Source organism: Enterobacter sp. Li2LvB3 (assembly GCF_056156645.1).
On sequence record NZ_JBSICG010000020.1, the window covers coordinates 90,625 to 107,324 of the forward strand.

The 16,700-nt window shown below is 55.6% G+C and carries 15 protein-coding genes; 10 read left to right on the forward strand and 5 right to left on the reverse strand.

The window, feature by feature from the left end:
* Positions 1–95 precede the first annotated feature (95 nt).
* Both ACS603_RS16805 and ACS603_RS16810 read left to right on the forward strand, forming a co-directional pair.
* Entirely contained in the window at positions 96–1,148 is a 1,053-nt protein-coding gene (locus tag ACS603_RS16805) for a patatin-like phospholipase family protein (protein WP_182059492.1), read from the forward strand.
* Complete coding sequence (locus ACS603_RS16810) at positions 1,145–1,927, forward strand: TatD family hydrolase (RefSeq protein WP_474944613.1); 783 nt, start codon at positions 1,145–1,147, stop codon at positions 1,925–1,927. Before ACS603_RS16805 ends, ACS603_RS16810 begins: the two co-directional genes overlap by 4 nt.
* On the opposite strand, the gene ACS603_RS16815 is transcribed toward ACS603_RS16810, so the two are convergent.
* A complete protein-coding gene (locus tag ACS603_RS16815; RefSeq protein WP_182059494.1) occupies positions 1,922–2,782 on the reverse strand; it encodes a YjjW family glycine radical enzyme activase in 861 nt (286 codons plus the stop codon). The genes ACS603_RS16810 and ACS603_RS16815 overlap by 6 nt on opposite strands.
* Positions 2,757–4,304, reverse strand: coding sequence for a YjjI family glycine radical enzyme (locus ACS603_RS16820; protein ID WP_182059495.1), 1,548 nt, complete (start codon positions 4,302–4,304; stop codon positions 2,757–2,759). The genes ACS603_RS16815 and ACS603_RS16820 overlap by 26 nt, the downstream gene beginning before the upstream one ends.
* A gap of 263 nt (positions 4,305–4,567) precedes the next feature.
* Here ACS603_RS16820 and deoC point away from each other — a divergent pair, with 263 nt between their 5' ends.
* The 4 genes from deoC to deoD all read left to right on the forward strand — a co-directional run bounded on the left by deoC (position 4,568) and on the right by deoD (position 8,807).
* Positions 4,568–5,347: a deoxyribose-phosphate aldolase gene (gene deoC / locus ACS603_RS16825; RefSeq protein WP_474944614.1), complete on the forward strand. Its 780-nt coding sequence runs from the start codon at positions 4,568–4,570 to the stop codon at positions 5,345–5,347.
* A gap of 54 nt (positions 5,348–5,401) precedes the next feature.
* On the forward strand, positions 5,402–6,724 hold the full coding sequence (deoA, locus tag ACS603_RS16830) for a thymidine phosphorylase (protein ID WP_182059497.1): 1,323 nt from the start codon (positions 5,402–5,404) through the stop codon (positions 6,722–6,724).
* Between the two features lie 53 nt (positions 6,725–6,777).
* Complete coding sequence (deoB, locus tag ACS603_RS16835; RefSeq protein ID WP_182059498.1) at positions 6,778–8,001, forward strand: phosphopentomutase; 1,224 nt, start codon at positions 6,778–6,780, stop codon at positions 7,999–8,001.
* An 83-nt stretch (positions 8,002–8,084) separates the two neighbouring features.
* Complete coding sequence (deoD, locus tag ACS603_RS16840) at positions 8,085–8,807, forward strand: purine-nucleoside phosphorylase (protein WP_014068806.1); 723 nt, start codon at positions 8,085–8,087, stop codon at positions 8,805–8,807.
* 84 nt (positions 8,808–8,891) lie between these two features.
* Here the strand turns inward: deoD and lplA are convergent, their stop codons facing one another.
* Together lplA and ACS603_RS16850 are read right to left on the reverse strand one after the other, a co-directional pair.
* On the reverse strand, positions 8,892–9,908 hold the full coding sequence (lplA, locus tag ACS603_RS16845; RefSeq protein ID WP_182059499.1) for a lipoate--protein ligase: 1,017 nt from the start codon (positions 9,906–9,908) through the stop codon (positions 8,892–8,894).
* A gap of 39 nt (positions 9,909–9,947) precedes the next feature.
* Positions 9,948–10,592: a YtjB family periplasmic protein gene (locus tag ACS603_RS16850; protein ID WP_182059500.1), complete on the reverse strand. Its 645-nt coding sequence runs from the start codon at positions 10,590–10,592 to the stop codon at positions 9,948–9,950.
* A gap of 117 nt (positions 10,593–10,709) precedes the next feature.
* On the opposite strand from ACS603_RS16850, the gene serB reads away from it, so the two are divergent.
* The 3 genes from serB to nadR all read left to right on the forward strand — a co-directional run bounded on the left by serB (position 10,710) and on the right by nadR (position 14,468).
* Positions 10,710–11,678, forward strand: a complete 969-nt coding sequence (gene serB / locus ACS603_RS16855; protein ID WP_182059501.1) for a phosphoserine phosphatase — start codon at positions 10,710–10,712, stop codon at positions 11,676–11,678.
* 11 nt (positions 11,679–11,689) lie between these two features.
* Positions 11,690–13,075, forward strand: coding sequence for a DNA repair protein RadA (gene radA, locus ACS603_RS16860; RefSeq protein WP_182059502.1), 1,386 nt, complete (start codon positions 11,690–11,692; stop codon positions 13,073–13,075).
* Between the two features lie 160 nt (positions 13,076–13,235).
* A complete protein-coding gene (gene nadR, locus ACS603_RS16865) occupies positions 13,236–14,468 on the forward strand; it encodes a multifunctional transcriptional regulator/nicotinamide-nucleotide adenylyltransferase/ribosylnicotinamide kinase NadR (protein ID WP_182059503.1) in 1,233 nt (410 codons plus the stop codon).
* Positions 14,469–14,579: 111 nt separating this feature from the next.
* Here nadR and ACS603_RS16870 read toward each other — a convergent pair whose 3' ends face one another.
* The gene (locus ACS603_RS16870; protein ID WP_182059504.1) at positions 14,580–15,581 is read right to left on the reverse strand and encodes a zinc-binding alcohol dehydrogenase family protein; all 1,002 of its coding nucleotides are present in this window, start codon (positions 15,579–15,581) and stop codon (positions 14,580–14,582) included.
* 108 nt (positions 15,582–15,689) lie between these two features.
* On the opposite strand from ACS603_RS16870, the gene ACS603_RS16875 reads away from it, so the two are divergent.
* Positions 15,690–16,589, forward strand: coding sequence for a LysR family transcriptional regulator (locus ACS603_RS16875; RefSeq protein ID WP_182059505.1), 900 nt, complete (start codon positions 15,690–15,692; stop codon positions 16,587–16,589).
* Positions 16,590–16,700: the final 111 nt, after the last annotated feature.

Sequence of the window (16,700 nt, forward strand, 5' to 3'; positions counted from 1 at the left end):
AAAGCCAGTCTCCCGACTGGCTTTTTCTGGTTTGAGCCTGGCGTAAGGTGTAGGTTACTGTGTATTCACAAAACAAATAACGCAGGAAAGCAGAGGTGGGGCAACGAATTCCCGTTACGCTCGGCAATATTACGCCGCTGGCGCTTAAGCCGTTTCGTCCGGGCCAGCTTGCACTGGTGTGCGAGGGCGGCGGGCAGCGCGGTATCTTCACGTCTGGCGTGCTGGATGAGTTTATGCGTGCGCAATTCAACCCATTCGACCTGTTTTTAGGCACCTCGGCGGGGGCGCAAAACCTCTCCGCCTATGTGTGTAACCAGCCGGGCTATGCTCGCAAAGTGATCATGCGTTACACCACCTCGCGGGATTTTTTTAACCCGGTGCGCTTTGTTCGCGGGGGGAATTTAATCGATCTCGACTGGTTGTTAGATTCCACCGCCAGCCAGATGCCGCTGGCGATGGACACGGCATCGCGCCTGTTCGATACCGGAAAAGAATTCTGGATGTGCGCCAGCCGGGGCGATGACTACACGCCGGGGTATTTTTCACCGCAGAAAGAGAACTGGCTCGATATCATTCGTGCCTCCAGCGCCATTCCGGGGTTCTATCGCACTGGCGCAATGCTTGACGGGGTGAGCTACCTTGACGGCGGTATCAGCGATGCGGTGCCGGTACAGGAAGCCGCGCGCAGAGGGGCAAAAACCATTGTGGTGATCCGCACTGTGCCTTCGCAAATGTACTACACCCCACAATGGTTCAAGCGCATGGAGCGCTGGCTGGGTGATAGCAGCCTGCAGCCGCTGGTGAATATCGCCCAGCGACATGAAGCGAGTTACGGCGCAATGCAGCGCTTTATCGAAAAACCGCCGGGTAAGTTGCGGATCTTTGAGATCTATCCGCCGAAACCACTGTTGAGTATGGCGCTGGGCAGCCGTTTACCTGCACTGCGTGATGACTATAAAACGGGGCGGCTTTGCGGGCGCTACTTCCTGGCAACGGTAGGTAAACTGCTGGCCGAGCACCCGCCTTTCCATCGACATAAACGGATCATAACGCCGCCTGCCATTGTGGCCAATGACGCACTGGCGATGCCGCGAGTCGACATTGCGCAGGCGAATGATACAACATTTGATAATGAGGATTTGGCGTGACGTACCGCTTTGTCGACACCCATTGCCACTTTGATTTTCCGCCCTTTACCGGTAATGAAGAACAAAGCATTGATCGCGCCGCGCAGGCGGGCGTTCAGGCGATCGTCGTGCCTGCCATTGAAGCCGCTCACTTCGACCGTGTGCAGGATCTCGCCCGGCGACATGATGCACTGTATGCCGCACTCGGCCTGCATCCGATCGTTATTGAGCGCCATCTGGACGAACATATCGACAGGCTGGACGAAATATTACGCACGCCCGAGAAGAAGCGGGTGGCTATTGGTGAGATTGGCCTGGATCTCTATCGCGAGGATCCGCATTTTGAACGCCAGCAGACTCTCCTCGACGCGCAGCTCCGGCTGGCAAAGCAGCACGATCTCCCGGTGATCCTCCACTCGCGCCGCACTCACGACAAACTGGCTCTGCACCTGAAACGCATAAATTTACCCCGTACTGGCGTGGTGCACGGATTTTCCGGCAGTTTGCAGCAGGCTGAACGCTTTATCGGGCTGGGCTATCGCATTGGTGTTGGCGGGACGATTACCTACCCACGAGCCAGCAAGACCCGGGATGTGATGGCACAGCTACCGCTGACGGCGTTATTGCTGGAAACCGACGCACCCGACATGCCGCTAAACGGTTTTCAGGGGCAACCTAATCGCCCGGAACAGGCGGCGCGCGTTTTCGACACGCTATGTGAACTGCGCAGAGAGCCTGCGGATGTGATTGCGGATGCCTTGCTGAGCAACACCCGCTCGCTGTTTGGCATTGCGCTATAGATAGAGCGCCGGGCGGATCACGGCGATCTTCTCTTTTTCCAGCGCCAGTGCCAGTGGCTCAATATCGGCAGGCGTTGCGCTACGCCAGCTGGCCGCCTCACCGTAAACCCCTTGTGCATGAAACGCGTTGATCCTCACCGGGATATTGCCCAGCGAGTGAATAAACACGATTAGCGCTTTGATATGCTCCAGATAATCGCACTTCTCAGGGATAACCAGTAACCGCAGCTCGGTCAGCCGGTTATGCTGCGCCAGCAAGCGGATACTCTGCTTTATCTGCGGGTTTTCACGTCCGGTCAGGTAGCGGTGATGTTCGTTTCCCCAGGCTTTGAGATCCAGCATGGCACCATCGAGAACCGGCAATAACTTCTGCCAGCCGGTTTCCCCGAGCAGGCCGTTACTGTCGACCAGACGGGTCAAATGATGAAGGGTTGGCTCTGTTTTCATCGCTGTGAACAGTGCCACCAGAAACGGCAGTTGCGTTGTGGCCTCACCGCCGCTCACGGTGATGCCATCGATAAACGGCGCGACTTTGCGAATGTGCGCGAGGATATCGTTTACGCTAAAGCGTTGCGCCATCGGTGTGGCCTGCTGCTGGCAAAGGTGCAGGCAGGTGTCACACTGTTTGCAGTCGCTTTCCTGCCACCAGACCCGCCCGGCCTGAATATTCAGCGCGTCGTGCGGACAATGGGGAACGCAGTCGCCGCAGTCGTTGCAGCGGCCGATGGTCCACGGGTTGTGGCAGGATTTACAGCGCAGGTTACAGCCCTGGAGGAACAGCGCCAGGCGGCTGCCTGGACCGTCCACGCAGGAGAAGGGGATAATCTGACTAACTAAAGCGCATCTGTTGTTCATGGCTTACCACCCGTGGCTGGCGATCCAGGATACGTGTATTGCGCGCGGCTTCTTCTCCAAGCCAGGTGGTTTGGGTGCGCGACCCTTCCTCACGGTATTTTTGCAGGTCTGATAATCGCACCATGTATCCGGTCACGCGGACCAAATCGTTACCCGCCACGTTGGCCGTAAACTCGCGCATCCCGGCTTTAAAGGCCCCCAGACACAGCTGCACTACTGCCTGCGGATTACGTTTTACCGTCTCTTCCAGGGTCAGAATATCGCTGATACCTGAAGGGTAATGCTGGTGATGTGGAGCAACCGCGAGCAGATGGCTAATCGGATCGGGTTCATCGCCGTACGGCAGGCGTGCGCCTGGCGTTGTCCCGATGTCCGAGCTTATCCCGGACTGCGCGTGCAGCAGGGCATGGTGATTCCAGCCATGCTTCACCGGCGTGTTTTCGACAAAAGCGGCGAGCTGCGCGCTGATGCGATAACCCAGCGCGTTGGCCTGTTCATCTTTACCGTAACGCCCGTCCATCCCGGCTTTTTCACATAGGGTGTTAACCGCCTCAGCAAGGCCATACATGCCAAACATCGGTACAAAACGATCGGCATCTATCAGCCCCTCTTTCACCAGGAAGCTATTCTCAAAGAAGCCCGATTTTTCATACAGGAAGTTGCAGCGCGCGTTGATGATGGCGATTTGCTGCTGGCAGTAGTGCGGAAGCGTGCGGGTGAAGAAATCATCAGGCGAATCGCTCTGCTCAGCAATGGCTTTCAGGTTGAGGCGTACCAGCGTGCTACCACCACCCGCCAGCGGCAGAGAATTGTAACAACTGACCACACCATAACGACCTTTTGTGAAAATTTTATCATTTATCGGGCCGTTAGAAATATGAGGTTTGCTGCACTCACAAATATTTTTCGCCACCTCAAGCAGCAAATCATCAGGTGTAATTTCGGGATCATAAATGAAGGTTAAATTCGGTGCGACCTGCTTCAGCTCTGCATCAGCCCGTAAAATTGCCCGCGTAACAGGTGTATCCGCCGGGCCGATGTTTGCGTGCATAAAAGCATCTGGCAGTGTCCTGTCGAGATAGCGCCAGAAACGTTTTATGCGGCTATCGATTTCTTCTTGTGTTAGAATTCTAACATACGGTTGCAGTAGCGCATCAAGCTGGCCCAGATACACGGGCATGGATGTGACTGATGGAACATGGTGGTAAAGGATGGTTAGCAGTGAGAGAGCATCATCAAGGTCTTTCGCACCTTCCAGCTCCAGCCATGCTGAACCGTTAGCCAGGAATTTTGCGTAATCCGGCAGAACGTAACGGGGTTTGAAAGGCGCATGGCCTTCGAACATGTCGCAGATAAAACCCGCGTCCAGCGCCGCTCTGGCGGCCTGTGGCAAAGCAGGATAGGGAAGGGCGTTTTCCGCCTCCAGCGCCAGAAAATGACGTTTTTGCTCAGGTGTGAGTACCGGGCTTGTCACAATGTGCTGGCAACGTTGTTGCAGGGCGTCAGGGCTGGAGTGGGACATATTCACTTCCTTTATTGTTCTGCGATTGATGAGCGGATTGTAGGAAGTCACCCCACGGAGGCTTTTGATCCGACAGGGGTAATCGCTGCTTTAGTCAGCAGTTTGAGCAAGAAAATTTGAAGTTGATCTCATTACAGCAATGCAAATTTGTACGAAGTTTTCATTAACTGTGATGAATGTCGAAGTGTGTATGCGAGTGGATGTTAGAATACTAACAGAGCCGCAAGGTGAAATTTTATACGGCGATGCCGTTGGAGAATGTTATGACCGATTTAACTGCAAGCAGCCTGCGTGCGTTGAAACTAATGGACCTGACCACCCTGAACGATGACGACACCAATGAGAAAGTCATCGCTCTGTGCCATCAGGCGAAAACGCCTGTCGGTAACACCGCAGCCATCTGTATCTACCCGCGCTTTATCCCAATTGCACGTAAGACTCTGAACGAGCAGGGCACCCCGGATGTGCGTATTGCAACCGTGACTAACTTCCCGCACGGCAACGACGATATCGACATTGCGCTGGCAGAAACCCGTGCGGCGATTGCTTACGGCGCTGATGAAGTTGACGTGGTGTTCCCATACCGCTCGCTGATCGCGGGCAACGAACAGGTTGGTTTTGACCTGGTGAAAGCCTGTAAAGACGCCTGTGCGGCGGCAAACGTGCTGCTTAAAGTGATCATCGAAACCGGTGAGCTGAAAGAAGAGCGCCTTATCCGTAAAGCATCTGAGATCGCTATCAAAGCCGGTGCAGATTTCATCAAAACCTCTACCGGTAAAGTGCCAGTCAACGCGACCCCGGAAAGCGCGCGCATCATGATGGAAGTCATTCGCGATATGGGCGTGTCCAAAACCGTTGGTTTCAAACCTGCGGGCGGCGTGCGTACCGCGGAAGACGCGCAGCAGTTCCTGGCGATTGCCGACGAGCTGTTCGGCGCTGACTGGGCGGATTCCCGTCACTACCGCTTCGGCGCATCCAGCCTGCTGGCAAGCCTGCTCAAAGCGCTGGGTCACGGCGACGGTAAGAGCGCAAGCAGCTACTAATTTTTGAATGACCGGGTGGCGCATAGCGCTCCCGGCCTACTTCGGGAGGTTACCGTGTTTCTCGCACAAGAAATTATTCGTAAAAAACGTGATGGTCACGCATTAAGCGACGAAGAGATCCGCTTCTTTATCAACGGCATTCGCGACAACACCGTCTCTGAAGGGCAAATTGCTGCTCTGGCGATGACCATCTTTTTCCACGATATGTCGATGCCTGAACGTGTCTCGTTGACCATGGCGATGCGAGATTCAGGGACCGTTCTGGACTGGAAAAGCCTCAACCTTAATGGCCCTATTGTCGACAAACACTCTACCGGCGGTGTGGGTGATGTTACCTCACTGATGCTTGGCCCAATGGTTGCGGCCTGCGGTGGTTATATTCCGATGATCTCCGGGCGTGGCCTGGGTCACACCGGCGGCACGCTGGATAAACTGGAAGCCATTCCGGGCTTCGACATCTTCCCGGATGACAATCGCTTCCGCGAAATTATTAAAGACGTTGGTGTGGCGATTATCGGCCAGACCAGCTCTCTTGCACCGGCGGACAAGCGTTTCTACGCCACCCGCGACATTACCGCGACTGTTGACTCCATCCCGCTGATCACCGCTTCGATCCTCGCCAAAAAACTGGCGGAAGGCCTGGATGCGCTGGTGATGGACGTGAAAGTGGGCAGCGGCGCGTTTATGCCAACCTATGAACTTTCCGCCCAGCTTGCTGAAGCGATCGTTGGCGTTTCCAACGGTGCTGGTGTGCGCACCACCGCGCTGCTGACGGACATGAATCAGGTGCTGGCATCCAGCGCAGGTAACGCCGTTGAAGTGCGCGAAGCTGTGCAGTTCCTGACGGGTGAATACCGTAACCCACGTCTGTTCGACGTCACCATGGCGCTGTGCGTTGAGATGCTTATCTCCGGCAAGCTTGCCAAAGATGATGCCGAAGCTCGGGCGAAATTGCAGGCTGTGCTGGATAACGGCAAAGCGGCAGAGATCTTCGGTCGTATGGTGGCTGCGCAGAAAGGCCCAACCGATTTCGTGGAAAACTACGCGAAATACCTGCCAACGGCGACGCTCAGCAAAGCTGTCTATGCCGATACCGAAGGCTTTATTTCCGCAATGGATACCCGTGAGCTCGGTATGGCGGTGGTGTCGATGGGTGGCGGTCGTCGTCAGGCATCTGACACGATTGATTACAGCGTTGGCTTTACCGACATGGTTCGTCTGGGCGACAGCGTTGACGGCCAACGTCCGCTGGCGGTTATCCACGCGAAAGACGAAGCCAGCTGGCAGGATGCGGCGAGAGCGGTGAAAGCGGCAATCACGCTTGATGATAAAGCACCAGAAAGCACACCGACTGTCTATCGCCGTATCACTGAATAACTGTATACTGATCTGATCGCTATTTTTTGAAGCACTAAGTACGGAGAACAATTATGAAACGTGCATTTATTATGGTGCTGGACTCATTCGGCATCGGCGCAACCGAAGATGCAGAACGTTTTGGTGACGTGGGTTCCGATACCATGGGTCACATCGCTGAAGCCTGCGCCAAAGGTGAAGCGGACAACGGTCGTAAAGGCCCTCTGACTCTGCCAAACCTGACCAGCCTCGGCCTGGTGAAAGCGCATGAAGGTTCCACCGGCAAAATCGCAGCCGGTATGGACGGTAACGCAGAAGTGGTGGGCGCATACGCCTGGGCGCACGAGCTCTCTTCCGGTAAAGATACCCCGTCTGGCCACTGGGAAATCGCCGGTGTTCCGGTTCTGTTCGAATGGGGCTATTTCTCCGATCACCAGAACAGCTTCCCGCAGGAGTTGTTGGATAAACTGGTGAAGCGTGCAAACCTGCCGGGTTATCTCGGTAACTGCCACTCCTCCGGTACCGTTATCCTGGATGAGCTCGGTGAAGAGCATATGAAAACCGGCAAACCGATTTTCTATACCTCAGCTGACTCCGTGTTCCAGATTGCCTGCCACGAAGAGACCTACGGCCTGGATAAGCTGTATGAGCTGTGCGAAATCGCCCGTGAAGAGCTGACCGAAGGCGGCTACAACATTGGCCGTGTTATCGCGCGTCCGTTTATCGGCGACAAAGCGGGTAACTTCCAGCGTACCGGTAACCGTCATGACCTGGCTGTTGAGCCGCCAGCACCGACTGTGCTGCAAAAACTGGTTGAAGAGAAAGACGGCCACGTGGTTTCCGTTGGTAAAATCGCGGACATCTATGCCAACTGCGGTATCACCAAAAAAGTGAAAGCCACCGGTCTGGATGCGCTGTTCGATGCCACCATCAAAGAGATGAAAGAAGCGGGAGACAAGACCATTGTCTTTACCAACTTCGTGGACTTCGACTCCTCCTGGGGACACCGTCGCGATATCGCCGGTTATGCTGCCGGTCTGGAGCTGTTCGACCGCCGTCTGCCAGAGCTGATGGAGCTGCTGGGTGAAGATGACATTCTGATCCTGACCGCTGACCACGGCTGTGACCCAAGCTGGACCGGTACTGACCACACCCGTGAGCACATTCCGGTGCTGGTGTATGGTCCAAAAGTGAAACCTGGTTCTCTGGGCCACCGTGAAACCTTCGCGGATATTGGCCAGACAATTGCAAAATACTTTGGTACGTCCGACATGGAATATGGCAAAGCCATGTTCTGAGGCACATTGGGTGCGGCCTGATGCCCTCACCCCAACCCTCTCCCACAGGGAGAGGGAGAATTTAAAATGAAAAGGAACTGAAGATGGCAACTCCACACATTAACGCAGAAATGGGCGATTTCGCTGACGTTGTTCTGATGCCAGGCGACCCGCTGCGTGCGAAGCACATCGCTGAAACCTTCCTGGAAGATGTGCGTGAAGTGAACAACGTGCGTGGCATGTTGGGCTTCACCGGGACTTACAAAGGCCGCAAGATCTCTGTCATGGGGCACGGTATGGGTATCCCATCCTGCTCGATCTACACCAAAGAGCTGATCACCGATTTCGGCGTGAAGAAAATCATTCGTGTAGGCTCCTGCGGCGCGGTTCGTATGGACGTGAAACTGCGTGATATCGTTATCGGCATGGGTGCATGCACCGATTCCAAAGTGAACCGTATGCGTTTCAAAGATCATGACTTTGCTGCGATTGCAGACTTCGGCATGGTACGTGACGCGGTTGACGCGGCAAAAGCGCTGGGCGTTGACGCTCGCGTGGGCAACATCTTCTCTGCTGATCTGTTCTATGCACCAGACGGCGGTGAAATGTTCGACGTGATGGAAAAATACGGCATCCTGGGCGTGGAAATGGAAGCGGCAGGTATCTACGGCGTAGCGGCTGAGTTTGGTGCAAAAGCACTGACCATCTGCACCGTGTCTGACCACATCCGTACGCACGAGCAGACGACTGCTGCTGAGCGTCAGACCACCTTCAACGACATGATCAAAATCGCGCTGGAATCCGTTCTGCTGGGCGATAAAGAGTAAGACCTGTTGTGCCGGGTGGCGGCTTCGCCTGACCCGGCCTACGGTGTTGTAGGCCCGCTAAGCGTAGCGCCAGCGGGCTTTGTTTTAGCGAACAGCCCGTGCAATCCACGCCGACAATTCACGCAGTTCTTTTTCCTGTTCCGGGAAATCCACCAACAACGCATCGCACTCCTGTTGAAGCACGTCCGGATGATAAAGACAGCCCTGCAAACGTGCCGCCAGCGCTTCTAACGGGGCCGGATTAAGGCTATCGGTAAAGACCTGTGTCCGGGTAATATGACCTTTATCAACGTCAAAATGCAGCTCTACGCCGCCCCAGGTAAAGCGCTCATCCAGCAGGTGAGAGAACGCCGGTGCCTGACCAAAGTTCCACTCCCAACTGCTCTGGCGGGCGAAGGTTTCCGCGAAGTTCGGCAGATCGGGGGTCTTGTCGGGTGAAATCACTTCTGCTTCGACGCCTTCACCGTAATGGGCAAAGAACGCCTCGCGGATAGCCTCGCAAATCTGTTCGTGCGTGACGCCAGGCAGCAGCTCAACCAGATTCGCGACGCGGCCGCGTACGGAAGTGATGCCTTTAGCCTGAAGCTTTTTCTTGTCCGGGTTAAGGTAGTTGGCCAGACGGCTGAGATCGGCGTTGAGCAGCAGTGTGCCGTGATGGAAACCGCGATCTTTGGTTTCGCGATACGCCGAGCCGGAAACCTTGCGATCGCCTTCCTCTGTACTGACCACCAGATCATTGCGCCCGGACGCTTCAGCCTGAACGCCAAGCGCGTTCAGGGCATTGAGCACGATGGCCGTGGAGATGGTTTTATCGTACTCCGGTTTACCCGCCATAAAGGTAAAGCAGGTGTTGCCCAGATCGTGAAACACCGCGCCGCCCCCGCTGCTCCGGCGTGCCAGACGGACGTTATCCTCTTCCATACGCCGAGTGTTGCACTCTTTCCATGGGTTTTGCGCCCGGCCAATGACCACGGTATCGGCGTTACGCCACAGGAAGAGTACGCGTTGGGTGGCGGGCATTTGGCGGAAGATGCACTCTTCCACCGCGAGGTTAAACCAGGGATCGTAAGAGTCAGAGATAAGCAGGCGTAATGTCGTCATGGCAAAGTTCCTTTTCCGAATCATCCGCCCACTTTATCACTAATCTTTCTTCTCGCTCTCTTCGTCTTCAGGAATAGACTTGCTGGCGGTCAACAGGAAGGGGGACTGCTGCCAGCGTGTGCGTTTTCCCTGCAACAGGGTACGCGCCAGCACCACGCCAATGGCCAGCGAAAGCAGCAACATCAGGCGCAGAATATTGGTGGTGTTATCCACCTGTTTGGCTTCGGTAGGCAGCGTGTGGGTGTCGAGCGTCAGGCGCAAATATCCCAGCGGGCCATTTTTCCCCTGAATAGGTTCGACGATTTGCTGGTTGAAGTAGCCCCCGGCTTTTTTACCGTCCAGCGCCAGCCTGTCGCGCACGTCGACGTGCTCACCCGCACGGGCGATCAGGTCGCCCTGTTCGTCATAGACTCCGGCATCCAGAATACGGCTGTTCTCCGTAAGCTGGCGTAATACCTGGCTTATTCGCTTGTCATCCGGCGTTTCAGTACGCATAGATGGTGCAACGTTAAGGGTCACCTGACGCGCCAGCGTGCGGGCCAACTCTTCAAGTTGCGGATTGCGTTGCCGTTGATGATTCTGGCTAAACCATGATGCCCCTTGCATCAGCGCCACCAGGAGCGCCAGACAGATAAGGACAATCACGGCACGATGAAGCCGGAATTTCAGTTTTGCGCGAGCCATATTCCACCTGCTGAAAATTTACGGCTTAATGTTGCCAGAAGTGATGGTTACAGGGTAGCCTCATGCGTTATTTTCCCTCTGGAACCTTCCGGCGCGAACGAAATTACAGGAGCTTCAATGCCGAACATTACCTGGTGCGACCTGCCAACGGATGTCTCTTTATGGCCAGGATTGCCGCTCTCTTTAAGTGGTGATGAGGTGATGCCTCTGGATTACCACGCCGGTCGTAGCGGCTGGCTGCTGTACGGACGCGGCCTCGATAAGCAGCGCCTGACGCAATATCAAACCAAACTGGGTGCTGCGATGGTGATCGTTGCAGCCTGGTGCGTGGAGGATTACCAGGTTATTCGCCTGGCCGGTTCCCTGACGCAGCGCGCCACGCGCCTGGCACACGATGCCGGGCTGGACGTGGCCCCGCTGGGCAAAATCCCGCATCTGAAAACGCCTGGTTTACTGGTCATGGATATGGACTCTACCGCCATCCAGATCGAGTGCATCGACGAAATAGCCAAACTGGCCGGCAGCGGTGAGCTGGTGGCAGAAGTGACGGAACGCGCGATGCGTGGCGAGCTGGACTTTACCGCAAGCCTCAGACAACGCGTGGCAACCCTGAAAGGGGCCGATGCCAATATTCTACGTCAGGTGCGTGATGAGCTGCCGCTGATGCCAGGGCTAACGCAATTAGTGCTGAAGATGGAAACGCTGGGCTGGAAAGTGGCAATTGCTTCTGGTGGTTTCACTTTCTTCGCCGATTACCTGCGTGACAAGCTGCGCCTGACCACCGTGGTGGCGAACGAGCTGGAGATCATGGACGGTAAACTGACCGGTCATGTGATTGGCGACATTGTGGACGCGCAGTACAAAGCGAACACGCTGACCCGTCTGGCTGAAAAATATGAAATTCCTGTCGTACAAACCGTGGCGATTGGTGATGGTGCTAACGATCTGCCGATGATCAAAGCAGCGGGTCTGGGCATTGCCTACCATGCCAAGCCAAAAGTGAATGAAAAGACGGAAGTGACCATCCGTCATGCTGACCTGATGGGGGTTTTCTGCATTCTCTCTGGCAGCATTAATCAGAAATAACGAGGTAAACCGTGGCGAAAGCTCCAAAACGCGCATTTGTCTGTAATGAATGTGGCGCGGATTATCCGCGCTGGCAGGGGCAATGCAGTGCCTGTCATGCCTGGAACACCATTACCGAAGTGCGTGGTGTGGCGGCTTCGCCGAGCGTGGCCCGCAATGAGCGCCTCAGCGGCTATGCGGGGAATGCCGGTGTGGCGAAAGTCCAGAAGCTCTCGGACATCAGCCTGGAAGAGTTGCCACGTTTCTCTACCGGATTCAAAGAGTTCGACCGTGTGCTTGGCGGTGGGGTAGTGCCGGGTAGCGCCATTCTTATCGGCGGTAACCCGGGGGCCGGTAAATCGACGCTGCTGCTGCAAACCCTGTGCAAACTCGCCGAGCAGATGAAAACCCTGTACGTCACGGGGGAAGAGTCATTGCAGCAGGTGGCGATGCGTGCGCACCGTCTTGGTCTGCCGACCAGCAACCTGAACATGCTCTCGGAAACCAGCATTGAACAGATTTGCATGATTGCTGAAGAAGAGCAGCCGAAGCTGATGGTTATCGATTCCATCCAGGTGATGCACATGGCGGATATCCAGTCTTCGCCAGGCAGTGTGGCTCAGGTGCGCGAAACCGCAGCCTATCTGACACGCTTTGCCAAAACGCGCGGCGTGGCGATTGTGATGGTTGGCCACGTAACCAAAGATGGCTCGCTTGCCGGGCCGAAAGTGCTCGAACACTGTATCGACTGCTCGGTGATGCTCGACGGCGATGCGGACTCCCGTTTCCGTACGCTGCGCAGCCATAAAAACCGCTTTGGCGCGGTGAATGAGCTGGGCGTCTTTGCCATGACCGAACAGGGGCTGCGTGAAGTCAGTAATCCGTCAGCCATCTTCCTCAGCCGTGGTGATGAAGTCACCTCCGGCAGTTCGGTGATGGTGCTCTGGGAAGGTACGCGCCCGCTGCTGGTGGAAATCCAGGCGCTGGTGGATGTCTCGATGATGGGCAACCCGCGGCGTGTGGCGGTTGGCCTGGAGCAGAACCGGTTAGCTATCCTGCTGGCCGTGTTGCACCGTCACGGCGGCCTGCAAATGGCGGATCAGGACGTCTTTGTTAACGTGGTGGGCGGTGTTAAAGTCACCGAAACCAGTGCTGACCTCGCATTGCTGCTGGCGATGGTGTCCAGCCTGCGCGACAGGCCGCTACCGCAGGATCTGGTGGTCTTTGGCGAAGTAGGTCTTGCCGGGGAAATTCGCCCGGTGCCGAGCGGCCAGGAGCGTATCTCTGAGGCGGCCAAACACGGGTTCCGTCGGGCTATTGTGCCAGCGGCGAACGTGCCGAAAAAAATCCCTGAAGGGATGCAGGTTTTCGGCGTGAAGAAACTCGCAGATGCATTAAGTGTCTTTGACGACTTATAATTATACCCGTCATACTTCAAGTTGCATGTGCGTTGGCTGCGTTCGCTTACCCCGGTCACTTACCTTTAGTAAGCTCCGGGGATGCGCTTCCTTGCCGCCTTCCTGCAACTCGAATTATTTAGGGTATGTGTATTCGATGTTGCAGGAGGCACCGTAATTAATGTCATCATTTGACTATCTCAAGACCGCAATTCGCCAGAAAGGCTGCACCTTGCAGCAGGTGGCGGATGCCAGCGGTATGACCAAAGGCTATCTGAGCCAACTGCTGAATGCCAAAATCAAAAGCCCCAGTGCGCAAAAGCTGGAAGCATTGCATCGCTTCCTGGGGCTAGAATTTCCGCGTATGCAGAAGAATATCGGTGTGGTTTTTGGCAAGTTTTACCCGCTGCATACCGGGCATATCTATCTGATCCAGCGCGCCTGTAGCCAGGTTGATGAGTTGCACATCATCATGGGCTACGACGAAAAACGTGACCGCGAGTTGTTCGAAGACAGCGCTATGTCGCAACAGCCGACGGTGCCGGATCGCCTGCGCTGGCTGCTCCAGACCTTTAAGTACCAGAAAAATATTCGTATTCATGCGTTCAATGAAGAGGGCATGGAGCCGTATCCGCACGGCTGGGACGTGTGGAGCAATGGCGTGAAAGCCTTTATGGAAGAGAAGGGGATCGCGCCTAACTGGATCTACACCTCTGAAGAGCTAGATGCCCCGCAGTTCCGCGAGCATCTGGGTACGGAAACGGTGCTTATCGACCCAAAACGCACCTTTATGAGCATCAGCGGGGCGCAGATCCGTGAAAACCCGTTCCGCTACTGGGATTACATTCCGACTGAAGTGAAACCGTTCTTTGTGCGTACGGTAGCCATTCTGGGCGGTGAGTCGAGCGGTAAGTCGACGCTGGTCAACAAGCTGGCGAACATCTTTAACACCACCAGTGCCTGGGAGTACGGGCGTGATTATGTCTTCTCCCATCTGGGCGGCGATGAGATGGCGCTCCAGTATTCCGACTACGATAAGATTGCGCTTGGACACGCGCAGTACATTGATTTTGCAGTGAAGTACGCCAACAAGGTGGCGTTTATCGATACGGATTTCGTCACCACGCAGGCGTTCTGTAAAAAGTACGAAGGCCGCGAACACCCGTTCGTCCAGGTGCTGATTGACGAATACCGCTTCGACCTGGTGATCCTGCTGGAAAACAACACCCCGTGGGTTGCTGATGGGATGCGCAGCCTTGGCAGCTCGGTAGACAGAAAAGAGTTCCAGACCATGCTGGTGGATATGCTGCACGAGAACAACGTGGAGTTTGTGCATGTCGAAGAATCAGACTACGACAACCGCTTCCTGCGCTGTGTGGAGCTGGTGAAAGAGATGATGGGGGAGCAGGGGTAAAAAACTTACCCCTCACCCTAACCCACTCCCCACAGGGGAGAGGGGATCGCACGGAGCTGTCTTTACCCTCTCCCCTGTGGGGAGAGGGCAGGGTGAGTGGGAACAACCCACTCAGTACTCAACCACGACTTTCCCCCGCATATGTCCGTCCAGCACTTTACGGTGTGCCTCACTGATGCTTTCCACGCTCAATCCGTGCAGTGTTTCACTGAGCGAGCTTTCCACCACGCCATTATCTACCAGCTTCGCCACCTCGTTTAAGATCTCACCCTGGCGTGCCATATCTGCGGTCTGGTACATGCTGCGGGTGTACATAAACTCCCAGTGCAGCGCGGCGGATTTGGATTTGAGTTTGTTCTGATCCAGCGGATGTTCGTTCTCGACGATTGTACAAATATGCCCCTGAGGTGCGATCAGGTCGCTCACGGCATCCCAGTGGCCGTCGGTATCATTGAGGATGAAAATATAATCCACAAAGTTGAGTCCCTGTTTTGCCAGTTCGCCTTTCAGATCGCGGTAGTTCACTACCATGTCTGCACCGCGATCCCGACACCACTTAGCTGAATCTTCCCGCGAGGCGGTGGCGATCACTTTTACCTTGCTGTTGTGCTTCGCAAACGGGATCGCAAGTGATCCCACACCGCCCGCTCCACCAATGATCAGCAGTGTTTTATCCTGCCCGGCATCCTGAATGTTCAGCCGCTCAAACAGCCCTTCCCACGCCGTCAAGGCGGTCAGTGGCAATGCAGCCGCAGCGGCCCAGCCCAGGCTTGCAGGCTTGCGCCCGACGATACGGGCATCAATCAGCTGATGCGTGGTGTTGCTACCCGGGCGGGTGATGTCACCTGCGTACCACACTTCATCGCCCGGTTTGAATCCGGTCACGCTTGCCCCAACGGCTTTAACGATGCCGCTGGCATCCCAGCCAAGAATTCGTGGGTCTTTCAGGCCATTTTTGGCAATACCTGCGTGTACTTTGGTATCGACCGGATTAATGGAAACGGCTTTCACCTCGACCAGCAGGTCGTGTTCGCCGGGCTGTGGCATCGGTTGGGAAATTTCAATAAAAGCAGCAGGATTTTCTGGGTTAACGGCAATAGCTTTGACTGACATGGTGAGCTCCTCAATGGAATGCGTTTTGTTGAGGCTAGTCTATTAAGTGGTCAGTTGCGTGATAAGATGGACAATCGAGAACGAAGTGTTCGCACAGGATGAACAATCATGTTTAAGCAGCTTCAGGATATGGCGCTGTTCGCGCTGGTGGCAGAAATGGGCAGTTTTACTGCGGCAGCGCAAAAGGCCGGGCTGCCAAAATCCAGCGTGAGCCAGCGGATCAGCCAGCTTGAACAACAGGTGGGGATCAGGCTGCTGAACCGCACTACGCGTAAGCTCAACCTGACCTTTGCGGGCGAGCATTATCTGGTGCATTGTCGGGAGATGCTGGCGGCCAGCGAGCGTGCCGAGTACGCCATTCAGCGGCTGCGGGAAAACCCCAGCGGGCGACTGCGGATCACCTGTCCGGCAGGGATTGGCGCGACGCTGCTGGCGCATATGAATGCCGAGTTTCAACTGCGCTACCCGGATGTCTCGCTGGATGTCTCTATCTCTGACGATGTGCTGGACCTGGTGGCGTCCGGGTTCGACGTGGCGCTGCGTACCGGTAAGCCGCAGGATTCATCGCTGATTGGCCGCATGATTGGGCACTGCCCGCGTTATATGCTGGCCTCGCCGGGCTACCTGGCACAGAGGGAGCCGCTTAGCCATCCCCGTCAGTTGGTGGAACATCGCTGTATTACCCATAAGTCGTGGTCAGAATGGCTGTTACAAAGTGAGAGCGAGGATTACCGCTATCTGCCGGATAACGCCCATATGACGGATAACCTGGTGTACGCCCGGGAATGTGCCATCGCAGGCGCCGGCATTACGCTGCTGCCTGCTTTTCTGCTGGAAGATAAGGTGGAGAAGGGGGCGTTGGTCAACGTGCTGCCAGAGTGGAATGTCGAAGGGAATGACCTGTGGCTGGCCTATCCGAGCCGCAAGCTGAATTCGCCGGCACTGATGAGCTATATCGACTTTGCGATGCAGTTTGATGAGGTGAAGCGGTTTTACGTGGGGCGGTGATACTGTGCGGCCTGATGCCCTCACCCTGACCCTCTCCCACGGGGTTGAGGAATCCCCACAAAAATACGAGCACGGACGACTCCCTCTCCTTTTTGGGGAGAGGGCTGGGGT

Coding starts and splice junctions, on each gene's coding strand:
- ACS603_RS16815 (WP_182059494.1), bottom strand. CDS start 2,782: ATGAACAACAGATGCGCTTTAGTTAGTCAGATTATCCCCTTCTCCTGC.
- ACS603_RS16820 (WP_182059495.1), bottom strand. CDS start 4,304: ATGTCCCACTCCAGCCCTGACGCCCTGCAACAACGTTGCCAGCACATT.
- deoC (WP_474944614.1), top strand. CDS start 4,568: ATGACCGATTTAACTGCAAGCAGCCTGCGTGCGTTGAAACTAATGGAC.
- deoB (WP_182059498.1), top strand. CDS start 6,778: ATGAAACGTGCATTTATTATGGTGCTGGACTCATTCGGCATCGGCGCA.
- deoD (WP_014068806.1), top strand. CDS start 8,085: ATGGCAACTCCACACATTAACGCAGAAATGGGCGATTTCGCTGACGTT.
- lplA (WP_182059499.1), bottom strand. CDS start 9,908: ATGACGACATTACGCCTGCTTATCTCTGACTCTTACGATCCCTGGTTT.
- ACS603_RS16850 (WP_182059500.1), bottom strand. CDS start 10,592: ATGGCTCGCGCAAAACTGAAATTCCGGCTTCATCGTGCCGTGATTGTC.
- serB (WP_182059501.1), top strand. CDS start 10,710: ATGCCGAACATTACCTGGTGCGACCTGCCAACGGATGTCTCTTTATGG.
- nadR (WP_182059503.1), top strand. CDS start 13,236: ATGTCATCATTTGACTATCTCAAGACCGCAATTCGCCAGAAAGGCTGC.
- ACS603_RS16870 (WP_182059504.1), bottom strand. CDS start 15,581: ATGTCAGTCAAAGCTATTGCCGTTAACCCAGAAAATCCTGCTGCTTTT.
- ACS603_RS16875 (WP_182059505.1), top strand. CDS start 15,690: ATGTTTAAGCAGCTTCAGGATATGGCGCTGTTCGCGCTGGTGGCAGAA.